The following is a 21,493-nucleotide window of genomic DNA, read 5'->3' as shown; positions in this document are numbered from 1 at the left end:
CCTGATAAACGAATGTGGGAGCCAGCCTGCTCGCGATAGCGGTGCGTCAGACAACATTTTCGTTAGCTGATACACCGCGATCGCGAGCAGGCTCGCTCCCACAGGTTTTTTGTTGGCACTTGGAACAGTTGTACACACGTACACCTGTCAGCTATGACAGTAGACGCATTCGTTGAGCGAGACTTAGTTTGTAGGGGAGGTATCTTCCCTATCTCCCATGGAGCATTCCATGAACTACGCGCTGCTATACGAGTTCAACGACTCTAATGACGATGGTGTGTCAGAAGCCATAATCTCCCGATATAACAACGGGTATAGGCCCGGACTCAAGCCCGATGTCGTCGTCACGGCCTATGCCAATTCCACCACTGGCCAATATGAAACCGCTGAAGGTGTGGACGATGTCGAGGGCGACGACGACATCGACGCCGATGACGCGTCTTACTACACCCTTGCCGCCGACCTGGCCAGCGCCATGGTCACGTTGAGTAGCATGGATGAGCGGCGGCTGTACAAATGCATCCTGGTGTCGTTTGGCAGCAATAGCCGAAACACTGCACTGCCTGACGTCAACATCGGCCTCTACAAGAAAGATTCCGACATGACCGCCCCCGATTCAATCGTGACGGTGACCGGCTACAACAAGGGACTTTATCGAGAGGTCATCAACGCCACCGACGCCGACAGCGATGGCGATACGGATCTGGACGATCACTTGATCTACCGCAAGATCGCGAATTCCTTTGCCTCGATGAAAGACTTCAAGGCCTGAAAGCGAAGGGCATCCTTATGAACGAATGTGGGAGCGAGCCTGCTCGCGATGGCGGTGCATCAGACTACATTTTAGTCAGCTGATAGACCGCTATCGCGAGCAGGCTCGCTCCCACAGGGGGTTGGTGAGAGTCAGCTCTTGATCAAGCCGCCGGCTTATCCAGTTCCAGCCCGACCCCCAGGCGCCGCGACATGCACGGCCAGCGCTTCCAGGCGGCGCCGGTGTTCGGGCTGCTGAGTTTCTCGCGGTAGGTTTCCACCGACTCCAAGGCAAATGTCTCTTCGTTGAGCATCTCATCAAAGGCGTGATGCACCACTTCGTCGAGCTGGTTGGCAAAGGCTTCGCCGATCAACTGGTGGGCAATCAGATTGGCGACCGTCATGTCCAAGGGGATCAATGGCTGGCCGAAATGCTTGATGTACAGGTCATTGACCTCTTCGACGAATCGGTGGGCCAGGTAGGCCTCGTCCAGCAGGCTGTCGAGCCCGACATGGCCGGCCATGATCGTCGGCGGCTGGAGGAAATACTGTTCGGCGATTGTCAGCACCGGTTTGATTTGCGGCTCGATGCCCGCCTCCTTGGCGACCTCGTTGGCCGCATCCAGCAGGTCGGGGACTTCGTCGATGTAGGCGGCGACAAACCGCGCCAGGACGTCGTTGGCATTCGTCTCTGGCAATTGGATAGCCCGGTGCAGGTGCGGTAACTGGCCTTCCAACTGACGGGCCAATTGGCCGGTCTCGGCTTCGTGTTGTTGGGCTTTTTGGATCTGCTCGCGCAATGCGGCGGTGTTCATGAAAACTCCAGGAAAACAAAGGCAATGAAATAGGGAAGACATAACTTAGCTGGCGAATAAACACGCCTAAGACCTATTTGTCATAAATGCCTCTTCCTTGATGCAGCGCTGTTATATCGGTTTGCCATCATCTGGTTTCGCATCCTTCTCCATTCGCGGCCTCCAGCGCAAGTCCCGTCTGTTTCAAACGATTTACGCCATCGCGTTGCGAGGTTGCAGTCGCTGTCTATACTCGGTTCTGAATGGAGTTAGCTGATGAACCCGATGTACGGCAGCAAGGCACGGCGGTTCGAGTTCGTAGTCTGATGTAGCCGCTCTCCTTGCCGCGGGCTTTATGCCTACGGGATAACAAGAACGATAAGGGGAACCCGCAATGACGCGACATCCACATGTTTGGATGGGCCTCCTGTTGTGTTCGATTTTCAGCCAGGCACAAGCGGCCTGGACTGTGAATATGGCGCCTGGAGCGACACAGATCAGCAATGCAGTTTTCGACCTGCACATGACCATCTTCTGGATCTGTGTAGTGATCGGCCTCATCGTCTTCGGCGCCATGTTCTGGTCGATGATGATGCACCGCCGCTCGACAGGCCAGAACGCGGCCCACTTCCACGAGAACACCCGCGTCGAGATCCTCTGGACCATCGTGCCCTTCCTGATCCTGGTGGCCATGGCGATTCCCGCCACCGCGACCCTGATCAAGATGTACGACTCCAGCGAGTCGGACATCGATATCCAGATCACCGGCTACCAGTGGAAGTGGCACTACAAATACCTGGGCCAGGACGTCGAGTTCTTCAGCAACCTGGCGACACCCGCCGAACAGATCCATAACCAGAGCGCCAAGGGCGAACATTACCTGTTGGAAGTCGACAAGCCGCTGGTGCTGCCGGTCGACGCCAAGGTGCGCTTTCTGGTGACCTCCGCCGACGTGATCCACTCCTGGTGGGTGCCGGCCTTCGCGGTCAAGCGCGACGCCATTCCCGGCTTCGTCAACGAAGCCTGGACCCGGGTCGACAAGCCCGGCCTGTATCGCGGCCAGTGTGCCGAGCTGTGCGGCAAGGACCACGGTTTCATGCCCATCGTGGTCGAGGTCAAGAGCAAGCCCGACTACGAAAAATGGCTGGCCGAACGCAAGGCTGAAGCCGCGCAGCTCAAAGAGCTGACCAGCAAGGAATGGACCCTCGACGAACTCAAGGAACGTGGCGACAAGATCTACCACACCACCTGCGTGGCCTGTCACCAGGCCGAAGGCCAGGGCCTGCCGCCGATGTTCCCGGCACTCAAGGGCTCGAAGATTGCCACCGGGCCGAAGGCCGATCACCTGAGCCTGGTTTTCCACGGCAAACCGGGGACCGCCATGGCAGCGTTCGGCAAGCAGCTGTCGGAAGTCGATATCGCCGCCGTCGTGACCTATGAACGTAACGCCTGGGGCAACAACAAGGGCGACATGGTTACGCCGAAAGAAGTGCTGGAACTCAAACAGGCGGAAAGCAAATGAGCCGGCCTGACGTGTGTTCCCGCAACCGGTCGGGGCTCATCGCCCCGCGCCGTCCAGCCCATTCGTTCGAAGGAGACAGGACATGAGTGCTGTGATCGATGACCACGGTCATGCCGGCGCCGACCACGCCCACGGCCCCGCCAAGGGCCTGATGCGCTGGGTACTGACCACCAACCACAAGGATATCGGCACGCTGTACCTGTGGTTCGCCTTCTCCATGTTCCTGCTGGGCGGCTCGTTCGCCATGGTGATCCGCGCCGAGCTGTTCCAGCCCGGCCTGCAGATCGTGGAACCGGCGTTCTTCAACCAGATGACCACCATGCATGGCCTGGTGATGGTCTTCGGCGCGGTGATGCCGGCCTTCGTCGGCCTCGCCAACTGGATGATCCCGTTGATGATCGGTGCGCCGGACATGGCCCTGCCGCGCATGAACAACTTCAGCTTCTGGTTGTTGCCGGCCGCCTTCCTGCTGCTGGTGTCCACGCTGTTCACCGCGGGCGGCGGGCCGAACTTCGGCTGGACCTTCTACGCCCCGCTGTCCACCACCTATGCGCCGGAAAGCGTGACGTTCTTCATCTTCGCCATCCACCTGATGGGGATCAGTTCGATCATGGGCGCGATCAACGTGATCGCCACCATCCTCAACCTGCGCGCCCCCGGCATGACGCTGATGAAAATGCCGCTGTTCGTCTGGACCTGGCTGATCACCGCGTTCCTGCTGATCGCGGTGATGCCGGTGCTGGCCGGCTGCGTGACGATGATGCTGATGGACATCCACTTCGGCACCAGCTTCTTCAGTGCCGCCGGCGGCGGTGATCCGGTGCTGTTCCAGCACGTGTTCTGGTTCTTCGGGCACCCCGAGGTGTACATCATGATCCTGCCGGCCTTCGGTGCCGTCAGCTCGATCATCCCGGCGTTCTCGCGCAAGCCGCTGTTCGGCTACACCTCGATGGTCTACGCCACGGCGGCCATTGCGTTCCTGTCGTTCATCGTCTGGGCGCACCACATGTTCGTGGTGGGCATTCCGCTGGTGGGCGAGCTGTTCTTCATGTACGCCACCCTGCTGATCGCCGTGCCCACCGGAGTGAAGGTGTTCAACTGGGCCAGCACCATGTGGCAAGGCTCGCTGACGTTCGAGACGCCGATGCTGTTTGCCGTGGCGTTCGTGATCCTGTTCTCCATCGGTGGTTTCTCCGGGCTGATGCTGGCCATCGCCCCGGCGGACTTCCAGTACCAGGACACCTACTTCGTGGTCGCGCATTTCCACTACGTGCTGGTGCCCGGCGCGATCTTCGGGATCTTCGCCTCGGCCTACTACTGGCTGCCGAAATGGACCGGCCACATGTATGACGAAACCCTCGGCAAGCTGCACTTCTGGCTGTCGTTCATCGGGATGAACATGGCGTTCTTCCCCATGCACTTCGTCGGCCTGGCGGGCATGCCCCGGCGGATTCCGGACTACAACCTGCAATTCGCCGACTTCAACATGGTTTCGTCCATCGGCGCGTTCATGTTCGGCACTACGCAGATCTTCTTCCTGTTCATCGTGATCAAGACCATCCGCGGCGGCCCGCCAGCACCGGCCAAACCGTGGGATGGCGCCGAAGGGCTGGAGTGGAGCGTGCCGTCGCCGGCGCCGTATCACACCTTTACTACGCCGCCGGAAGTGAAATGAACACGGTTGCCCTTGTGGGAGCGAGCCTGCTCGCGATAGACGCGACTCGGTGTGCCAGATGCACCGCTATCGCGAGCAGGCTCGCTCCCACAGGGGTTCGTGGGGAGGTTGAGAGCCATGGCTGAGTCGATTTCGCTGAAGAAACTGGTCACCCGCCTGATGATCGTGGTGGTGGCGATGTTCGTCTTCGGCTTTGCCCTGGTGCCGATCTACGACGTGATGTGCAAGGCGTTCGGCATCAATGGCAAGACCGCCGGGCAGTACGAAGGCGAGCAGGTGGCCGATGCGTCGCGGCAGGTGCGCGTGCAGTTCCTGTCGACCAATGCGGTGGACATGCCCTGGGACTTCTACCCCAAGGGCGATCAGTTGGTGGTGCAGCCGGGCGCGGTGAACGAGATGGTCTTCGTGGCCCACAACCCCACCGACCGGCCGATGAGCGCCCAGGCCGTTCCGAGCATCGCGCCGAGCACCGCGGCGGCGTACTTCCACAAGACCGAGTGTTTCTGTTTTACCCAGCAAGTGCTGCAACCCGGTGAACGGATCGAAATGCCCATGCGCTTCATCGTCGACCGGGACATGCCCAAGGATGTGAAGCACCTGACGCTGTCCTACACGCTGTTCGATATCACCGCTCGTCATCCACCGGTGGCTCAAAACACTGAACGATAGCGTGCCCGATAAGGAGAACAATAAATGGCAACTCACGAACACTATTACGTTCCGGCCCAGAGCAAATGGCCGATCATCGCCACGGTCGGGATGTTCGTCACGGTGTATGGCCTGGCGACCTGGTTCAACGACCTGAAGGCCGCCCGACCGGAATCCCACGGCCCGCTGATCTTCTTCGTCGGCGGCCTGCTGGTGGCCTACATGCTGTTCGGCTGGTTCGGCGCGGTGGTCAAGGAAAGCCGCGCCGGGCTGTACAGCCCGCAGCTCGACCGCTCGTTTCGCTGGGGCATGAGCTGGTTCATCTTTTCCGAGGTGATGTTCTTCATCGCCTTCTTCGGTGCGCTGTTCTACGTGCGCCACGTGTCGGGACCGGCTCTGGGCGGCGAAGGCACCAAGGGCCTGGCCCATATGCTCTGGCCGAACTTCCAGTTCACCTGGCCCTTGCTGAACAACCCCGACCCGAAACTCTTCCCGGCGCCCAAGGAAGTCATCAGCCCCTGGGGCCTGCCGCTACTCAACACCGTGCTGCTGGTCAGCTCCAGCGTCACGGTCACCATCGCCCACCATGCCTTGAAAAAAGGCCACCGTGGCGCGCTGAAGCTCTGGCTGGCGATCACCGTGCTACTGGGTTGCGCGTTCCTGAGCTTCCAGGCCGAAGAATACATCCACGCCTACAAGGAACTGGGCCTGACCCTGGGCTCCGGTGTCTACGGCGCGACGTTCTTCATGCTCACCGGTTTCCACGGCGCCCACGTCACCATCGGCACGATCATCCTGTTCGTCATGCTGATGCGCATCATGCGCGGGCACTTCGACAACGAGCATCAGTTCGGCTTCGAGGCGGCGAGCTGGTACTGGCACTTCGTCGATGTGGTGTGGATCGGGTTGTTCATCTTCGTCTACGTGCTCTAGCGCTCTTACCAAGGCGCATGGGACACCAACTGGCCGCTGAAGAAGCCCCAGGCAATCAAGCCGACGGTGACAGCGGCCAGGCTGACCCGAATCGCCAGGGCGATCATCAGGCGATTGGAATCGCTTTCGTCCTTGACCAGAAAAAACAGACCGCTGAACAGGCTGACAACCGTGGCGATCAGCATCAGGACGATGGCTGCTTTTAGCATCAGGGACACTCCGGGGGGACGCGATGCACGTGAGTATAGCTTTCCCGTTCGACGACTTTCGGGCGGCGCCATGAAAGGCTTCCGGCCGGGCCTCGTACCGACACTGGTGGTGGCCATTCTGGTGCCGGTGATGGTGTGCCTGGGCTTCTGGCAATTGAGCCGGGGCGAACAGAAGCGCGTGCTCATGGCGAACTACGCCGAGCGTCGCGTGGCGCCGCCAATGGACAGCGCCGAGCTGCAACAGACGGCGGATCCAGCCTTTCGGCCGGTGCAGCTCAGCGGTCAGTTCGACGCCGAGCACAGCATCCTGCTCGATAACCGCCAGCACGACGGCAAGGTCGGCGTCGAGTTGCTACAACCCTTTCTCGACCACCGCACCGGGCTGTGGCTGCTGGTCAATCGTGGGTGGCTGCCCTGGCCTGACCGCCGCACCCCGCCGGTCTTCGACACCCCCGAACAGCCTTTGAGCCTGGAGGCCTGGGTCTATGTCGCGCCCGGCACCACGTTCCAGCTCCATGCCGACCCCAGCGGCGCACCTTGGCCACGTCTGGTCACCGCCATCGAGCCGGACAAGCTCTGGGCCGAGCTGGGCCGCCACGGTTTCGCCTATGAATTGCGCCAACAAAACGGCCCCGGCGCCTACCGGACCGATTGGCCGGTGGTGAGCATGGGCCCGGAAAAACACCTCGGTTATGCCGTGCAGTGGTTCGCCATGGCGGCGGCACTGTTCGGCCTTTTTCTTTATCTCGGATGGCATAACGCAGGGAGACACCATGGGAACCGCCATGAATCCAACCAACACGTCTGAGGCACCCTCCGCGCGCGACCGTCGCAAGGGACGCCTGCAACTGCTGCTGATCGTGTTCGGCGTCATCGGCCCGATGATCCTGGCCACCGGCATGTACAAATTCCAGTTCTGGGTCCCGGACAGCCGCAGCTATCACGGCGAACTGATCGGCACCGGCCAGACCCGCGCGGAGATCGGCGTACAGGCCGATGAGCAGCGCTGGCAGATCCTCGTCACAGCGCCGAAGGAATGCTCGGCGGACTGCCGGCAACTGGTGTACCTGGCCCGACAGGTGCAGATCGGCCTCGGTCGCGACGCGTCCCGCGCCAGCCATGCCCTGGCCATCGCCCAACCGCTGGATGCCGAATATGACGCCCAGCTGCAGCGCGAATACCCACAACTGCAACGCTACCCGCTGGACTTGCCGGTCTATCAGAAAGACGTCCAGAACACCGACGGCGCCCAGCTGTGGATCATCGATCCCCACAGCAACCTGGTGCTGCGCTACGACGCCCGGGTCAAGGGCAAGGACCTGCTCAACGACCTGCGGCACCTGCTGAAACTGTCGAACATCGGATGAGGGCATCGACATGGCCAAACCAGGATTTCGCCTTGCGCTGTTTGCCACCCTGCTGGCACTGATCGTCGTATTGCTGGGCGCCTACACCCGCCTGACCCACGCCGGCCTCGGTTGCCCGGACTGGCCCGGTTGCTACGGGTTCATCAGCGTGCCCAAGAGCGAAGCCCAACTGGCCCATGCCGAACTGCATTTTCCCGATACCCCGGTGGAAGCCCACAAGGGCTGGAACGAGATGGTCCATCGCTACTTCGCCGGGACCCTGGGCTTGATGATCGTAGCGTTGGCGGCACGGTCCTGGATGAACCGCCACCGCCCGGGCCAGCCCTTGAAGTTACCGCTGTTCCTGCTGGCGGTGGTCTTCGCGCAAGCGGCATTCGGCATGTGGACCGTAACCCTGAAGTTATGGCCGCAGGTGGTGACCGGACATTTGCTGGGCGGCTTCGCGACGTTGAGCCTGCTGTTCCTGCTCACCTTGCGATTGTCCGGGGTGCTGCCGGCGCTGACCGTGCCCAAGCGCCTGCAACATTGGGCCACGGCCGGGCTGCTGCTGGTGATCGGGCAGATCGCCCTCGGTGGTTGGGTCAGCTCCAATTACGCCGCGGTGGCCTGCATCGACTTCCCCACCTGTCACGGCCAATGGCTGCCAGCGGCGGACTTCGCCAATGGCTTCCACCTGACCCAACACATCGGCCCGAACTACCTGGGCGGCCAACTCGACAGCGACGCCCGCACCGCCATTCACCTGACCCACCGGATCGGCGCGTTGCTGGTGACGGTGGTGCTGCTGGGCCTGGCCTGGCAACTGAAAACCGTGGGCATGACCCGCCTCGCCGGCCTGGTGCTGGTCGCGCTGACGGCGCAGATCACCCTGGGCATCAGCAACGTGTTGTTCCACCTGCCGCTGCCGGTGGCCGTCGCCCACAACGCCGGGGGCGCAGCGCTGCTGCTGACCCTGGTGCTGGTCAATTATCACGCCCGTACCAGCCTGGTCCGGGTCAAGCATCAAGTCCCGCTGCGCTGGCGGTTCAACCCGCATAAACACGGCACCAGCCCCATCACAATAAAAGGAGAGATGCCATGGCAACCCTGACCGGTGCACGCCGCAGCCAGGCGATCTGGCGCGACTATCTGGAGCTGACCAAGCCGAAAGTGGTGGTGCTGATGCTGATCACCTCACTGGTCGGCATGTTCCTCGCCACCCGCGCCGGCGTGCCGTGGACGGTGCTGGTGTTCGGCAACCTGGGGATCGCCCTGTGTGCCGGTGGCGCGGCGGCGGTCAACCACGTGGTGGACCGACGCATCGACGCAGTAATGGCCCGCACCCACAAACGGCCCTTGGCCGAAGGCCGGGTTTCGCCGGCCGCCGCACTGACCTTCGCCCTGGCCCTGGCGGTGATCGGCCAGGCCCTGCTGCTGGCCTTCACCAACCCGCTGACGGCCTGGCTGACCTTGGCCTCCTTGCTGGGCTATGCAGTGGTCTACACCGGTTTCCTCAAGCGCGCGACGCCGCAGAACATCGTCATCGGCGGCCTGGCCGGCGCTGCGCCGCCGTTGCTGGGTTGGGTCGCCGCCACCGGCCATGTCAGCGCCGAACCGCTGTTGCTGGTGCTGATCATCTTCGCCTGGACCCCGCCGCACTTCTGGGCCCTGGCGATCCATCGCAAGGAGGAATACGCCAAGGCCGACATCCCGATGCTGCCGGTCACCCACGGTGAGCACTACACCAAAATCCACATCCTGCTCTACACCCTGGTGCTGCTGGCGGTGAGCCTGATGCCGTTCGTGATCCAGATGAGCGGGCTGCTCTACCTGGTGTGTGCGCTGGTGCTGGGCGCGCGGTTCCTGCAATGGGCCGTGGTGTTGTACCGTGGCAGTCGGCCGCACGCGGCGATCAACACGTTCAAGTACTCTATCTACTACTTGTTCCTGCTGTTCATCGCCCTGCTTGTAGATCATTACTTACTGTTGAGCCTATGACCCGAACCCAGAAAACCGTCTTCATCCTCGTGGCCGTGATCGCGCTGATTCTCGGCCTCACCGTCAACAAAGTGCTGTCCGGCAAAGGTGAAGGCGACCCGACGGGGCTGATCGACGCCGGCATCATCCTGCTGCCCCAGGCGCGCACCCTGCCGGAAGTGAAAATGACCGACCAGGACGGCCAGCCCGTGGCCGTGGACGGCTTGAAAGGCAAATGGAGCCTGCTGTTCTTCGGCTACACCTTCTGCCCGGACATCTGCCCGACCACCCTCGCCCAACTGCGCCAGATCAAAAGCGAGTTGTCGAAAGAGGCTGTGGATAAGTTGCAGATCGTACTGGTCAGCGTCGACCCGAACCGCGACACGCCCAAGCAGCTCAAGCAATACCTGGGCTACTTCGACCCACAGTTCATAGGCCTCACCGCCGCATCCATCGAAGATCTGCAAAAACTGGCGAATGCAGTGAGCATCCCGTTCATCCCGGCGGACACCAGCAAACCCAACTACACCGTCGACCACAGCGGCAACCTCGCCGTCATCGGCCCGGACGGCAGCCAACGTGGGTTCATCCGAGCGCCGTTGAACAACCAGAAGCTGGTGGCGCAGTTGCCGGAGATGCTGAAGCGCAAATAGCACCTACCCACACCTCTGTGGGACCAATGCTGTTCACCAGAGAAAGTAGATAAACCTGTGGCGAGGGGATTCATCCCCGCTGGGGCGCAAAGCGCCCCCAAAACCCGAGCACGGGACGCGTCAGACGAGTCGAGAAGAACTGCGCTCCCCCCGCCACAACTGAATCGACAAACCTTTAAGCGAACCGCATCCCCCTGTGGGAGCGAGCCTGCTCGCGATGAACTCAGCGCGGTTCCAAGCGAAAACCACCCCCTGCATCACCCAAAGCCCTCCTCCTACAGCCCCCACCTACACCCCACCACCAAGCCACGCATCCTTGCGCCTTTGCCTACAACTACGCCAGAATCCGCCCGCTTGTGCGCCTTGTTCCGGGGTTCTATTGTTTTCCTGCCACTGCTCATCAGTGGTCGGGTTTAGTAGCCCGGGGTTGTGTCAGTAAGATGCATGAGCTTTCATCCAGGCAGGTTCCTACCATGCCCTTGATGGTGGCTGTGCGCAGGGCGCTTCGGCGCGCCGGCAATGCTGATCTCCCCGGTCTACTAACCTGCGTACAGCCGCCACCCTTCTTTTAGTAGGGAAAAGGTTGCGGCTTAGCCATGGAGTAATCAGCACATGTTCAAACCTTCACCGAATCCGCCAGAGGCGGACCCTACTTCCCCCCAAACCAAATCCAAGACCAAAAAGCTCGACGAAGCCGCCAATCGCGCTTTGGATTTCTATCTCTTACCAAAAGAGAAACCCGACGATCCCAAACCGGGCCAGGTCTTCACCGTTGTGAAGGACCTCGATGATGAGTGCCTGCTCGCCAACCTCACGGAAACCCTGGCGTCGGCGGATGCCATGGTCAGTGATTTGGCGTTTGAGTTGGACGGATCGCGGCGTCATGTGGCGCTGGGGATTCAGCAGTTGATTGAGCTGAGTTCATTGTTGGCGAATCGGGTGTTGGATAACGCGGAGCCGAGGCAATAAGTAAGCGTTTCTCAACGAAAAACCCGGCGTTCTGCGCCGGGTTTCCATTTTGACTCCGTCCTCCTTAAGTGGCAGAGAACGGCCAGAAACGGACGCTAAGAACAGAAGAAACAAATTTGACCCACTTCTTTCTCGAAATATGTCAGCGAGAGGGTGATACGCGCGTTTCCATTTTTTGCATAGGTTGTGAAATTTTGGCGCTTTAACTCAACTCCCTGAGGTAGGATTGAGTTAGGACGATCCTCGCTAAGCCAGGACGTCTTAGGGGGGTGACTCCTCCGACTGCGACCCCGTCAGGCCGCTTAAGGTGATTGTGTACGAGCCCGTTCCCGGTGGATGCCGATCGGATAACTCAAACACTTGAGCCGATGCTTGCGGCCATTCGCGGTAAGCCAAAAGCAAGCGCCCGGCAAGGCGCTTTATAAATAACCAACCCTTAAAAGTTGGCAGCGCTGTCAGCACTTCGCAGGGCTTTTGCCATGTTCAAGTTGCGGACAAAAGCGGTACAGGTGGAAGTCAGTCTTTGGGCGCTAGCATTTATTGCGAGTGGTCTTTTAGACAGATTTGTTTCCTAGGCTGATGGGGGGAGGGATACCTCCCCCCTGATCCTGGCCACTCAATTCGATTACGCGCTCAAAGATTAAAAGTTTGATTTGTCGTTTAGAAAAGTAGAAAAGGGGGACAGATTTATTTTCAAAAAATAGATCCGCCCCCTTTTCCGGTGGAGTTATCGACCGTATTAGCCCCCGAAACCGATAAACCAAGGTGACATTGTCCGACCTCTATGTCCTTCGTACTCCGACTTCCTTTCAAGCTGCCTTCGGCAATAAAATAAATTGATGACGGCCGGGATAAATAATAAGTTGAACAGCCATTGAAACGCATCTGTTGATCCTAGGATAATCGCCGCAAGCAGATTAATTAGAACCATTCCAATTATTAAAAGGTCGTACCTAATATATCTGCGCTTTATTAAAGCAAAGCTTTCCCAATCATAAATCAACCAATCGTGGGAAAATTCGCCGCATTTGGGGCAGTTAAGGGTAGGCGGAAGGCTGCCTACAATGTAACCACAGCCAGGGCATCGAAGCTTCATGGTGCTACTCCGAACGCTTGCTCATTAGGTGACATGCCATGTCGTGTTTCTTATCGCGGCAACCAATATATCTATCGAGGGGAAACGCGACTGGGCGACGATGAGCCTGACTACAGAAAAAGCGTAGCAGGACACGACCTATTCGCCACCCGTCTTCCACCGACCGCTTCGGCAGGTACATTGGGGCGTGGTGTCTGTCTAGCCCTGAAACAGGTGTAAACCTATTTCAGGGCTAGACAGTGTACCGACGACCTATCCCCGGGCTCATGAGATAAATCTATCCCCTTTTCGATTTCCATGCGTAAGGTCAGGACATTACCTCTGGGCCGGTATGCTAGCCCCGTCCCGCACCTGCATCAGCGCAAATCCCAGCAGATTCAAGCCTTTCCACAGATTCGGATTGTTCGCATCCGCGTTGTCCTGCGCGAGCCCTATCCCCCAGATGCTATCAACCGGACTGGCTTCGACAATAACGCGCGAACCGGTTTGTAGAAGGTATTCGTGCAACAGCGGATTCTGAGAGAACTTGGCTTGGTTCGCTCGGACGACGATGTCGTAGCGGTGTTGCAGCCAAATATTGTCATTGAATCCGCGCACGTTGCGGCCAAGTGCTTTGGCGGCATTAGGAGTAGGCGCGTGGAGCACCTGAGTACGGATTTCCTGATCGTCGAACAGGGCTGCTTTCTCAGCCATCATGAAGTGCTCGGCTGTTGGGTAACACTGACCGTCGACAGTGAAGCCGGCCTCGAACCATTGGCTGAAGCACGAAGCCGTGACGCCGGTTTTGCTGCGCTGGTGTCCCCAGAAAAAAGTGAACTCCAGATGTTCTCCAGAGTTGAAACGGGTGCACAGATCCTTCAGATGTTCAGAGTCGTTCAATGACATATCCTCGCTAGCTGAGGATCGACGTTACAGCTACTTTATTGACCAAGGCAATAACGAAGCTCCGCTATTGCAGCGGAACATACACATCCGTCTGCCACTGATCCGGCGGTGTCTAGAATAAGCGGGAGTAAGGGGACGAGTAAGGGGACAGATTTATTTTCAGTAAATAAATCTATCTCCTTTTCTCGGAGGTCCTCAAGCACATGACCAGCCGCTGGGGCGTGCTGGTGCTGGTCATGCTGCTGGGCGGGATGCACCGCTTCAGCGAACTGCGCCGCAAGATCGGCGGGTTCAGTGAGAAGATGCTGTCGCAGACGTTGCAGGAGCTTGAATAGGATGGGGTGGTCAACCGCAAATCGCTGCCGGTGGTACCGCCGCATGTGGAGTACAGCTTGACGCCGTTGGGGCGGGAAGCGGCGGAGCATCTTGAGGTGATGGTGAATTGGATTGAGGAGAAGATTCCGCAGACTATGGCGGTGCGGCGGAGTCGGTTGGGGGTTGAGTTGGGGAGTGATTGGGGCCTATCGGCGGAAGAGACAGGTCTGGACCTGACCACACCTCCAAGCCACGTATCGTCGCGCCTTTGCCTACAACCGCACCAGAATCCGCCGGCTTTTCAGCCCTGCCCTCGAGCTCTATCGTTTCCTCACCACTGGCCGAGCCGGTATCGATGACACTCCGGCATGCTAGCTCCCCGGGAAAGTCATAGGCCCGACCGCATCAAGCTTTCGGCAGCTAGCTTTGGTGGCTCATGTTCACCGGTACACACCGTCTATATACTCAAATCATGGAACGTATCCAATCAATCAATCTCGCGCGGATAGACTGGTGTTGTACCGATCACGGTATGACGCGGGACGAGCTCGCCCGTGAGATCGATATAGCACCTGCCAGCTTTGAAAAAGTGATGGCCGGCGAGACGGGACTGACCTTCAACCAGTTGCGTAAGCTCGCGGCCTTTTTCGGGCGAGGCACCTTGTTTTTCATAGAGCCAGGGCCGGTCAACGAGGCAAAGGTGCACTCGCCGCAGTTCCGCACCTTGAGCAATCAGAAACCGGAGCTTTCGCACCGCCTGAAGCTGCTGGTTGAGCGAGTGGAGCACCATCGCACCGTGTACCTTGCACTACGTGAGGAGCTTGATCCGACGGAGGTCGTGCGTTTCTCGCCGCCCGACCTGGCAGGCCTGAGCATCCCCGATGCGGCCAGCCGTGTGCGTGAGTGGCTAGGCCTGGCGAGCCGCAACAATTTTGACAGTTATCGTAAGGCCATCGAAGCGCGCGGTCTGCTGGTCTTCCGCAGCAATGGCTACAACGGTAAATGGCAGATTGCCAAAGAAAACCCGATTCTCGGTTTTTCGCTCTACGATTCTGAATGCCCGGTAATCGTCGTCAAAAAGCAGGATGCAGATACCCGCCAAAGCTTCACGTTGATGCATGAGTTGGGGCACCTACTTATTCATCGTGCAAGCTCGATTGATGATGAAGAGGATTTGTATTCGGCGGACGATAAAGAGCAAGAGGCGAATGCCTTTGCCGGCCATCTATTGGTCCCCGATCGGTTTTTGCTAAGCATTCATGACAATGAGCGCCCTGCTGAGGCGGCCGAATTTGATGGCTGGCTGGAACCACAACGCAGGGCGTGGGGTGTGAGCGGCGAGATGATCCTACGGCGTCTGATGGATGCCGGACGTTTGCCAAGCGAAGCCTATGCGGCATACCGGCGGTGGAGCACGCAACGAGTAATGCCTGAAAAAGAGGGTGGCAGCCGAGAGCACCGCAATCGCGAACCCCGGCACATTTTTGACGATGGTTACGTGCGCACAGTGCTGGAAGCCATGAACGCTCGTCGTATCACTCTTGCCAAGGCAAGCAGCTATCTCGACAACCTTAAGATCTCGGACCTGCACAAGCTGGAACGCTTCTATGCAGGTGTTTGATGCCTCATCCATGCTTTACGCATGGGATAACTACCCTATCGCGCAGTTTCCGGGTCTTTGGGCATGGATGGCGGATCGAGTGATACAAGGGGGATTCGGATGTCCGAGGTTGCCGCCGAAGAGGTTGGGCACAAAGCACCGGAGTGCGTGACTTGGCTGAAGGATGCAGGTCTGCAAAAGATGCCCGTGACCGAGGCGATCCTGTTGGAAGCCTTTCGTATCAAAGGATTGCTCGAAATCGAAGAAGACAGATACGGTGCTGGGGTCGATGAAAACGATTTATACATCATTGCCACCGCGAAGCTACATGGCTGCGAATTAGTCACGGATGAGGCGTTTCAGCCTTCTGCGAACAAGCAAAAGCGCAATTGGAAGATTCCTGCTGTTTGCAACATGGAAAGTGTGCAACCCCCCTGGATCAACTTCCTCGACTACATCAAGCGATCACAAGCGGTTTTTGGGTGATGACTTCAACTCATTGAGTACAAAATGGGATATTTTCTGATATTCCATTTACCCCTTCTTCTCCTTGGTCAACCTGCTCAAACCGCCGCCGTTTCATGAACAACCTCATCCCGTAGCCACGGCAAAGACCGACAGCAATCCCAGATCAAACCCGAACAAGTGGTTCTGACCTGCCACAACGCAGCCAACCGCACCCGCCGCCGCCAACACCATTCCCAGCCACTGCTTAACTGATCGGCATTAGACGAGGGGACGGATATATTTTCAGAAAATAAACCCGCCCCCCCTTTCTACCTATGCAACAGAAAACGCTGGGTAATCGGTATATCCCTGCTCGTTGCCACTGTAATAGGTACTCTGGTCGGCAGGCGCCAGCGGTGCACCAACCTTGAACCGCTCCGGCAGATCAGGGTTGCTGATGAAAAGGCTACCGAAGGTCACCGCATCCGCTAAGCCACTCTCCAAAGCCTGTTCGGCTGTTTTCTGGTCGTAACCGACATTCACCACAAACAGGCCCGTGAAGCGTTTTCTTGCTTCAGGTGCCAACAGTTTCAGGCCCTCGGGCAATGCGGGCGGCTCCATGAAGTGCAGGATGCCCACTTTCTTCTTTTCCAACGCTTCGACGACAAACATGTAGGTTTGCTCAAGCGAGGAATCGCCCATGTCGTTGTAAGGAATACGCGGTGAGAGCCTTACAGAGACCCGCTCTGGTCCGAATACTTTGATAGCAGCGTCCGTGGCTTCCAGCAGGAAACGGGCGCGCTTTTCAATGGTGCCGCCATAAGCGTCGGTTCGTTTGTTGGATCCGTCTTCCAGGAACTGAGCCGGCAAGTAGCCGTTGGCACCGTGAACTTCGACGCCGTCAAACCCCGCCGCTTTGGCTGCGCGGGCGGCGGTTTCGTAATCGTTCAGGGTGGCTTGGATTTCGTCGAGGGTTAGTGCCCGTGGCACAACGGACGGCTTGATCCCCTCGTCAGTGAAGGCTTGGCTGTTGAAAGGTACCGCCGATGGCGCAACAGGTAATTCGCCATTGTGGAAATCAGGGTGGGAGGCACGGCCTGTGTGCCATAGCTGGGCGAAGATCAGCCCCCCCGCTTCATGGACGGCTTGGGTGACCTTCTTCCATCCAGCAATTTGCTCCGATGTATGGATACCGGGCGTGTTAGTCCAACCAATGGCCTGGGAGCTGATCTGGGCTCCTTCCGAGAAGATCAGACCTGCGGATGCGCGCTGTGCGTAATAAGTTGCGGTGAGTTCATTGGCGATTCGGTCTTTCGAACGCCCTCGGGTCATAGGTGCCATGAACACACGGTTTTTGAAGGTCAGCTGTGCATTGCCGACGGGCGTTAATAGTTTTGAATGGCTCATGAGATTCTCTTTGGCTAACGATGATCTTCAATCGAATGTCCACCCAGCAGCGTTCGCGACGCACATGGCGACCCGTTACGTGAATCCGTAAATAGTTTTCGGGAATATTGATGGGCGCACCGAGGTGCTGACGCGATCACGGTATACCGAATAAATCTGGCGTCAATCAGGCACCTTGAGTCGCGTTAGTAGGTCTGAGGAAACCTGGTTTCCAGGCGGATATCTCAAACGACAGGCGCAATGCCTGTCGTTCAGCGGATCAAAATATGGCTGGGTTACTCGCGTCCGATCCGATCAACCAGGTTGGGAAAACGACGCGATCGCAAGCCCTGACACGTCTTTGGCCTGGTCGAATATTTCCCTGGCGGCTTCAACTTCGGACAGTTTTACAAGTGTCCATTCATGGAGTTGGCTCAGGGGCCGTTGCAACGTGCGACCAAGCGCTGTGATCTGGTATTGCACCGCCACTGGCGAGAGCGATATCACCTGGCGCGACACCAGGCCATTGCGCTCGAGACGGCGCAAGCACTGCGTCAGCGCCTTCTGGGTAACGCCCTCCAGCCTGCGCCTGATTGCATTGAAACGCTGCGGGCCCTCGTCCAGCACGACTAACACCATCATCGACCACTTGTCAGATATCTGCTCGAAGAGGGCACGGCTGGGGCATGCCGATGAAAAGCATTGGGGTTCGATTTCGAGCATTGCGGTTTCCTCTGGATGCCAAGGCGATCTTGGGCTTTCTATTCGTCGCCGGTATCCAGAATATACCGTTAGGAAGCGGCGGATCTATTACCGCTCAGCCACGGACCAGATGGCTGTCGATCAAGCTCGCGACTGCATCTGCATGGGTAAAGCCCCGGCTGTGATCGGCGCCAGGGAAACATGCAACTGCGCGTGGGCAACCGTTGAGCAAGACGCTGACCAACTCGAACGGGGCTGATCGGATCCGCATTGCCCCACAGCAGCAGGACCGGCATGCGCAGCTCGGCCAGCCGCAACGAGAACTCGGTACGGTCGTCGAGAAACCACCTCGGCAGAGTCGGGTTGGCGGCGGCAAATTCCGGGCGCCAGGGGATGAATCCCCTCACCACAAGGGAGGCGGCGCTTGATATATTTTTGTGAGTGCTTCGCACTCAAGCGGGAGCAAGCTCCCTCGCCACGGGGCGAATCTGCCCGCTTTTTTTCAGTCTGCCTGCTCGAAGCGCTACTCAGCTAACTAAACTCGAATCCGCCGGCTTGTCCGCCTTGCCATTGGGCTCTATCGTCTCCTCACCACTGGCCGAGCCGGTATCGATGACGCTCAGACACAGGTAAGACCTTCAGGAAGGTCGTGGCCCGTGCTGTGTGCGAAATCCCACTCCTGGAAGCCACCGATGCACCCTGGCTCAGGAGAAAAGCGCTGCCACCCGAGCCCGCACACCGCCAATCTGCGGCCTTTACACCTGTAGCAAAAGGAAGGGTTACATCCATGGACATCCAGGAAATCAAACAACGCCTAGCCCGCCCCGCCGTAAAGCTTATTGCCGGCGGCTTTCGTCCTGCCGGTACCGATGAAGAAAGCTGGCTGGGCAACGTCTTTCTATTCCGCCCCGATGAAGAGGTACCCACCAATCAGTCCGGGCAACAGCTGCTCCCCTATGCACAGTTTTACCTGCCCGCCCTGCCCGTCAACAATCCGCTGCTGGCGGGAGTTCGTGTGCTGACGGTGTTCATTTCAAACCCGTTTCCCGAGCACTTTGAGCCAATGGGGAATAATTGGGTCATCCGTGAATATGGGCCGGATGATGTACTGGTACGCAAGTCTCTGCCGGTGGCAGGTGCATTTCTCAAACCCTTCCCGCTGAAAGCGCAAGCGGTGCCGGAGGACTTTCCACTCTGGGATGGCGGTGGTGTGCCGGAGGACCTTGAGCAAGCGATCCTCGCGCTGGAACGCGCGGGCGAGATACAGAGCTATTACGACCTGGTCACCCACTCCTACGAACACAAGTTCGGCGGTTACCCCTCGTTCTGCCAATCGGGTGTTGATCCGGGGGAAGGCTTTGAGTTTGTGTTCCAGATCTCATCGGACGCGAAGATCAATCTGAACGTGGTCGACAGTGGGAGCCTGATGTTCTGGAAGCACAACGAAACTGGGGAGTGGGCGTTTTATTATGATTTTTACTGATGTTTTGCCATCTTCTTTCCTTCAGCAATCCTCTTCAAACCGCCGCCGCTTCATAAATAACCCCATCCCTATAGGCACAGCAAAAACCGACCACAACCCCAGATCAAACCCCAACAAGCGTGTCTGGCCTGCCACAACGCAGCCAACCGCACCCGCCGCCACCAACACCACTCCCAGCCACTTGCGCAGCAGATACGGCTTGAGAAACCGATCGAGCAGAAAGGACAACACCACGGCAATAACCATCTGGGTAATGTCGGACATATAGGTCTCCAGTCAGGTCTTGATGATCAATGTCGAGAGGGTGCGTTGCGGGCCGATACCGCCGTTGACCTGTGCCTCGATGCTGACCAGTACGTCGCCCGCATGGTAGGTGGGTAGGGTTTCATTAACATACGTGCGCACACCGGCCCCTACGGGTACATACACGTAAGAGGGGGCCACGACCTTGGTGGCGGCAGCACAGGCACTGGCAGCAAGATTGGCGATCGCGGTGCGTTGGGCATTGAGGACATCGCCCTGTTGTCGGGTCAGCGGCTTGGAGATGCCGATCATCATCACACAAGGCAGGTTCTTGGCCTGCATCTTGTCGTACACCTCGACGACCTTGCTATTGACCTCATAGTGGGCGCTTTTCGCCTCGCCAAAATGCAGCTCGCGCAGGCGTCCGCGTTCGCTGTCGGTGAGGGAAATCTGCGAGACGTTGAAGACGATCCCGTGATTGCCCACGTATTGGAAAGTCCCTTCGAACTTCATCGCTCGTATCCTTTCGAGGTAAAGGCGGCGATTCTCTACAACGAGCGCATTGGATTCAAATCATTTCACCTTTGCGAGGCAAAGTGCATGGACGCATGAGGCCATGAGTGACGAGGCAATGGCGCACACCGCCTCAAGCTTGCGCCTCACATGCCGATGAACTTGCCAGCTCACCCTCTCCTTCAGGCAAGATGTGCCCTCCAGATTCAAGGAAGATGCCCCATGTCCGCTTCGCTCGACCTCGCCGCCAGTCAGATCCGTCACGCCGTTCGCGCCGCCACTGAGGGCTTGGTCGGTCGCGAGCAGTTGGCCGAGTTGATCGTATTGGCGGCTGTCGCCCAGGAACACATTCTGGTGGTGGGTCCGCCCGGCACGGCGAAAAGCGCCGTGGTGCGTCGGGTTGCGCAGTCCATGGGTGGTCGCTATTTCGAGTATCTGCTGGGGCGCTTCACCGAACCTTCGGAGCTGTTTGGTACGGTCGACCTGAAGAAGCTGCGCGAAGGCACTGTGGAAACCGATATCAGCGGCATGCTGCCCGAAGCCGACATCGTGTTCCTGGATGAAGTGTTCCTGGGCTCGACGGCAATCCTCAACACCCTGCTTGGCGTGCTCAACGAACGACGTTTCCGCCGTGGTCACACCCAGGTCCAGTGCCCCTTGCGCGTCTGTGTCGCAGCGGCGAACGGCCTGCCCGACGACGAATCGCTGGCGGCCTTCGGCGACCGCTTTCTGCTGCATCTCTTCGTGGACGCAGTCCCCGACAACCAGCTCGAAGCAATGCTGGCCGGCGGCTGGCAGTCGGAGCAGCGCCCGGTTCCACAACTGCTGGGGCTGACTCAGCTGGACACGCTGGGCCACGCGCTCAAGGACGTCGATTTGTCACTGGTGCGGCCAGCGCTGGCACAGGCCATCCGCCGGTTGCGAGAGGCCGGTATACAGCTATCTGACCGACGTATCGTCAAATCCCAGCGTCTGATCGCAGCGGCGGCTTTGCTGCGCGGGCACCTGCAAGCCAGCGAAGCCGACCTCTGGCCGTTGCTTTATGTGCTGCCAACCCGGGAGATCCAGCAACACGGTCGCGAGGTTTTGCAGGATCTTTTTGCCCAGTGCAGCAACAGCCATTTGTTCAGTGCCGTCGAGGAGGCGACGCTGCAACCGATGGCTCGCCTGCATCGTCTGCTTGAAACGGCAGAGGATTATCTGGCTCGCAGCGAACCGCCCGCATCCCCGTTGTTGGAAGCGCTGCTGCGCGAAATCGATGCCAACTTCAACATCCAGACCATTCCCCCGCGCCTGTATGAGGCACGCGGACAAGTGGCCCATCTGCTGACAAACCAGGCATGACGA

22 protein-coding genes and 1 pseudogene are annotated in these 21,493 nt (G+C 58.6%); 16 read left to right on the top strand and 7 right to left on the bottom strand.

The window, feature by feature from the left end:
• Positions 1-229: 229 nt before the first annotated feature.
• On the top strand, positions 230-772 hold the full coding sequence (locus ACODTO_RS19910; RefSeq protein WP_175362225.1) for a hypothetical protein: 543 nt from the start codon (positions 230-232) through the stop codon (positions 770-772).
• A 142-nt stretch (positions 773-914) separates the two neighbouring features.
• On the opposite strand, the gene ACODTO_RS19905 is transcribed toward ACODTO_RS19910, so the two are convergent.
• Positions 915-1,565 (bottom strand): hypothetical protein, encoded by a 651-nt coding sequence (locus ACODTO_RS19905; RefSeq protein WP_139641574.1) that lies wholly within the window; start codon positions 1,563-1,565, stop codon positions 915-917.
• A gap of 373 nt (positions 1,566-1,938) precedes the next feature.
• On the opposite strand from ACODTO_RS19905, the gene coxB reads away from it, so the two are divergent.
• The 4 genes from coxB to ACODTO_RS19885 all read left to right on the top strand — a co-directional run bounded on the left by coxB (position 1,939) and on the right by ACODTO_RS19885 (position 6,322).
• Complete coding sequence (coxB, locus tag ACODTO_RS19900) at positions 1,939-3,066, top strand: cytochrome c oxidase subunit II (protein ID WP_139641572.1); 1,128 nt, start codon at positions 1,939-1,941, stop codon at positions 3,064-3,066.
• Between the two features lie 82 nt (positions 3,067-3,148).
• On the top strand, positions 3,149-4,741 hold the full coding sequence (gene ctaD, locus ACODTO_RS19895) for a cytochrome c oxidase subunit I (RefSeq protein WP_024778458.1): 1,593 nt from the start codon (positions 3,149-3,151) through the stop codon (positions 4,739-4,741).
• Between the two features lie 117 nt (positions 4,742-4,858).
• Positions 4,859-5,410, top strand: a complete 552-nt coding sequence (locus tag ACODTO_RS19890) for a cytochrome c oxidase assembly protein (RefSeq protein ID WP_464710062.1) — start codon at positions 4,859-4,861, stop codon at positions 5,408-5,410.
• A gap of 24 nt (positions 5,411-5,434) precedes the next feature.
• Positions 5,435-6,322 (top strand): cytochrome c oxidase subunit 3, encoded by an 888-nt coding sequence (locus ACODTO_RS19885; protein WP_024778456.1) that lies wholly within the window; start codon positions 5,435-5,437, stop codon positions 6,320-6,322.
• Positions 6,323-6,327: 5 nt separating this feature from the next.
• Here the strand turns inward: ACODTO_RS19885 and ACODTO_RS19880 are convergent, their stop codons facing one another.
• On the bottom strand, positions 6,328-6,531 hold the full coding sequence (locus ACODTO_RS19880) for a twin transmembrane helix small protein (RefSeq protein ID WP_024778455.1): 204 nt from the start codon (positions 6,529-6,531) through the stop codon (positions 6,328-6,330).
• 70 nt (positions 6,532-6,601) lie between these two features.
• Here ACODTO_RS19880 and ACODTO_RS19875 point away from each other — a divergent pair, with 70 nt between their 5' ends.
• The 6 genes from ACODTO_RS19875 (at position 6,602) to ACODTO_RS19850 (ending at position 11,476) form a co-directional block, all read left to right on the top strand.
• Positions 6,602-7,339, top strand: coding sequence for an SURF1 family protein (locus ACODTO_RS19875; RefSeq protein ID WP_208555120.1), 738 nt, complete (start codon positions 6,602-6,604; stop codon positions 7,337-7,339).
• The gene (locus ACODTO_RS19870) at positions 7,305-7,898 is read left to right on the top strand and encodes a hypothetical protein (RefSeq protein WP_208555119.1); all 594 of its coding nucleotides are present in this window, start codon (positions 7,305-7,307) and stop codon (positions 7,896-7,898) included. Before ACODTO_RS19875 ends, ACODTO_RS19870 begins: the two co-directional genes overlap by 35 nt.
• A 10-nt stretch (positions 7,899-7,908) precedes the next feature.
• Positions 7,909-8,988, top strand: coding sequence for a COX15/CtaA family protein (locus ACODTO_RS19865; protein WP_175362226.1), 1,080 nt, complete (start codon positions 7,909-7,911; stop codon positions 8,986-8,988).
• Positions 8,976-9,875: a heme o synthase gene (gene cyoE, locus ACODTO_RS19860; protein WP_139641563.1), complete on the top strand. Its 900-nt coding sequence runs from the start codon at positions 8,976-8,978 to the stop codon at positions 9,873-9,875. The genes ACODTO_RS19865 and cyoE overlap by 13 nt, the downstream gene beginning before the upstream one ends.
• Positions 9,872-10,507, top strand: coding sequence for an SCO family protein (locus tag ACODTO_RS19855; RefSeq protein WP_489106950.1), 636 nt, complete (start codon positions 9,872-9,874; stop codon positions 10,505-10,507). The genes cyoE and ACODTO_RS19855 overlap by 4 nt, the downstream gene beginning before the upstream one ends.
• Before the next feature lie 612 nt (positions 10,508-11,119).
• Positions 11,120-11,476 carry a DUF6124 family protein gene (locus tag ACODTO_RS19850; protein ID WP_489106949.1) on the top strand — a complete coding sequence of 119 codons (357 nt, stop codon included), beginning with the start codon at positions 11,120-11,122 and terminating at the stop codon, positions 11,474-11,476.
• A 1,411-nt stretch (positions 11,477-12,887) separates the two neighbouring features.
• On the opposite strand, the gene ybiA is transcribed toward ACODTO_RS19850, so the two are convergent.
• Complete coding sequence (ybiA, locus tag ACODTO_RS19845; RefSeq protein ID WP_489106948.1) at positions 12,888-13,451, bottom strand: riboflavin biosynthesis intermediates N-glycosidase; 564 nt, start codon at positions 13,449-13,451, stop codon at positions 12,888-12,890.
• A gap of 197 nt (positions 13,452-13,648) precedes the next feature.
• Between ybiA and ACODTO_RS19840 the strand changes: the two are divergent.
• The 3 genes and pseudogenes from ACODTO_RS19840 to ACODTO_RS19830 form a co-directional block, all read left to right on the top strand.
• A pseudogene (locus ACODTO_RS19840) lies at positions 13,649-13,945 on the top strand (winged helix-turn-helix transcriptional regulator); the annotation flags it as partial.
• A 299-nt stretch (positions 13,946-14,244) separates the two neighbouring features.
• Positions 14,245-15,393: an ImmA/IrrE family metallo-endopeptidase gene (locus ACODTO_RS19835; RefSeq protein ID WP_489106947.1), complete on the top strand. Its 1,149-nt coding sequence runs from the start codon at positions 14,245-14,247 to the stop codon at positions 15,391-15,393.
• 99 nt (positions 15,394-15,492) lie between these two features.
• Entirely contained in the window at positions 15,493-15,858 is a 366-nt protein-coding gene (locus tag ACODTO_RS19830) for a type II toxin-antitoxin system VapC family toxin (RefSeq protein WP_489106946.1), read from the top strand.
• A gap of 294 nt (positions 15,859-16,152) precedes the next feature.
• Here ACODTO_RS19830 and ACODTO_RS19825 read toward each other — a convergent pair whose 3' ends face one another.
• Positions 16,153-17,226, bottom strand: a complete 1,074-nt coding sequence (locus ACODTO_RS19825) for an alkene reductase (protein WP_489106945.1) — start codon at positions 17,224-17,226, stop codon at positions 16,153-16,155.
• A 294-nt stretch (positions 17,227-17,520) separates the two neighbouring features.
• Positions 17,521-17,928 carry a winged helix-turn-helix transcriptional regulator gene (locus ACODTO_RS19820; RefSeq protein ID WP_055134950.1) on the bottom strand — a complete coding sequence of 136 codons (408 nt, stop codon included), beginning with the start codon at positions 17,926-17,928 and terminating at the stop codon, positions 17,521-17,523.
• Between the two features lie 766 nt (positions 17,929-18,694).
• Between ACODTO_RS19820 and ACODTO_RS19815 the strand changes: the two genes are divergently transcribed.
• Positions 18,695-19,390, top strand: a complete 696-nt coding sequence (locus ACODTO_RS19815) for a DUF1963 domain-containing protein (protein ID WP_313931001.1) — start codon at positions 18,695-18,697, stop codon at positions 19,388-19,390.
• A 21-nt stretch (positions 19,391-19,411) separates the two neighbouring features.
• On the opposite strand, the gene ACODTO_RS19810 is transcribed toward ACODTO_RS19815, so the two are convergent.
• Together ACODTO_RS19810 and ACODTO_RS19805 are read right to left on the bottom strand one after the other, a co-directional pair.
• The gene (locus ACODTO_RS19810) at positions 19,412-19,654 is read right to left on the bottom strand and encodes a hypothetical protein (RefSeq protein WP_053191937.1); all 243 of its coding nucleotides are present in this window, start codon (positions 19,652-19,654) and stop codon (positions 19,412-19,414) included.
• A gap of 12 nt (positions 19,655-19,666) precedes the next feature.
• Positions 19,667-20,146 (bottom strand): hypothetical protein, encoded by a 480-nt coding sequence (locus ACODTO_RS19805; RefSeq protein ID WP_489106944.1) that lies wholly within the window; start codon positions 20,144-20,146, stop codon positions 19,667-19,669.
• Positions 20,147-20,368: 222 nt separating this feature from the next.
• Here ACODTO_RS19805 and ACODTO_RS19800 point away from each other — a divergent pair, with 222 nt between their 5' ends.
• Complete coding sequence (locus ACODTO_RS19800; RefSeq protein WP_489106943.1) at positions 20,369-21,490, top strand: AAA family ATPase; 1,122 nt, start codon at positions 20,369-20,371, stop codon at positions 21,488-21,490.
• Positions 21,491-21,493 lie beyond the last annotated feature (3 nt).

The organism is Pseudomonas sp. FG13 (genome assembly GCF_057809755.1).
The sequence above is the reverse complement of the archived record's forward strand: the minus strand, read 5'-3'. Positions and strand labels throughout refer to the sequence as shown.

Bases quoted from the DNA above. Each gene is read 5' to 3' on its own strand.
- ACODTO_RS19865 (WP_175362226.1), top strand. From the start codon at position 7,909: ATGGCCAAACCAGGATTTCGCCTTGCGCTGTTTGCCACCCTGCTGGCA.
- ACODTO_RS19905 (WP_139641574.1), bottom strand. From the start codon at position 1,565: ATGAACACCGCCGCATTGCGCGAGCAGATCCAAAAAGCCCAACAACAC.
- ACODTO_RS19890 (WP_464710062.1), top strand. From the start codon at position 4,859: ATGGCTGAGTCGATTTCGCTGAAGAAACTGGTCACCCGCCTGATGATC.
- ACODTO_RS19885 (WP_024778456.1), top strand. From the start codon at position 5,435: ATGGCAACTCACGAACACTATTACGTTCCGGCCCAGAGCAAATGGCCG.
- ACODTO_RS19835 (WP_489106947.1), top strand. From the start codon at position 14,245: ATGGAACGTATCCAATCAATCAATCTCGCGCGGATAGACTGGTGTTGT.
- ACODTO_RS19800 (WP_489106943.1), top strand. From the start codon at position 20,369: ATGTCCGCTTCGCTCGACCTCGCCGCCAGTCAGATCCGTCACGCCGTT.
- ACODTO_RS19875 (WP_208555120.1), top strand. From the start codon at position 6,602: ATGAAAGGCTTCCGGCCGGGCCTCGTACCGACACTGGTGGTGGCCATT.
- ACODTO_RS19910 (WP_175362225.1), top strand. From the start codon at position 230: ATGAACTACGCGCTGCTATACGAGTTCAACGACTCTAATGACGATGGT.
- ACODTO_RS19820 (WP_055134950.1), bottom strand. From the start codon at position 17,928: ATGCTCGAAATCGAACCCCAATGCTTTTCATCGGCATGCCCCAGCCGT.
- coxB (WP_139641572.1), top strand. From the start codon at position 1,939: ATGACGCGACATCCACATGTTTGGATGGGCCTCCTGTTGTGTTCGATT.
- ACODTO_RS19850 (WP_489106949.1), top strand. From the start codon at position 11,120: ATGTTCAAACCTTCACCGAATCCGCCAGAGGCGGACCCTACTTCCCCC.
- ACODTO_RS19815 (WP_313931001.1), top strand. From the start codon at position 18,695: ATGGACATCCAGGAAATCAAACAACGCCTAGCCCGCCCCGCCGTAAAG.
- ACODTO_RS19825 (WP_489106945.1), bottom strand. From the start codon at position 17,226: ATGAGCCATTCAAAACTATTAACGCCCGTCGGCAATGCACAGCTGACC.
- cyoE (WP_139641563.1), top strand. From the start codon at position 8,976: ATGGCAACCCTGACCGGTGCACGCCGCAGCCAGGCGATCTGGCGCGAC.
- ACODTO_RS19805 (WP_489106944.1), bottom strand. From the start codon at position 20,146: ATGAAGTTCGAAGGGACTTTCCAATACGTGGGCAATCACGGGATCGTC.
- ctaD (WP_024778458.1), top strand. From the start codon at position 3,149: ATGAGTGCTGTGATCGATGACCACGGTCATGCCGGCGCCGACCACGCC.
- ACODTO_RS19830 (WP_489106946.1), top strand. From the start codon at position 15,493: ATGTCCGAGGTTGCCGCCGAAGAGGTTGGGCACAAAGCACCGGAGTGC.
- ACODTO_RS19870 (WP_208555119.1), top strand. From the start codon at position 7,305: ATGGGAACCGCCATGAATCCAACCAACACGTCTGAGGCACCCTCCGCG.
- ACODTO_RS19855 (WP_489106950.1), top strand. From the start codon at position 9,872: ATGACCCGAACCCAGAAAACCGTCTTCATCCTCGTGGCCGTGATCGCG.
- ACODTO_RS19880 (WP_024778455.1), bottom strand. From the start codon at position 6,531: ATGCTAAAAGCAGCCATCGTCCTGATGCTGATCGCCACGGTTGTCAGC.
- ACODTO_RS19810 (WP_053191937.1), bottom strand. From the start codon at position 19,654: ATGTCCGACATTACCCAGATGGTTATTGCCGTGGTGTTGTCCTTTCTG.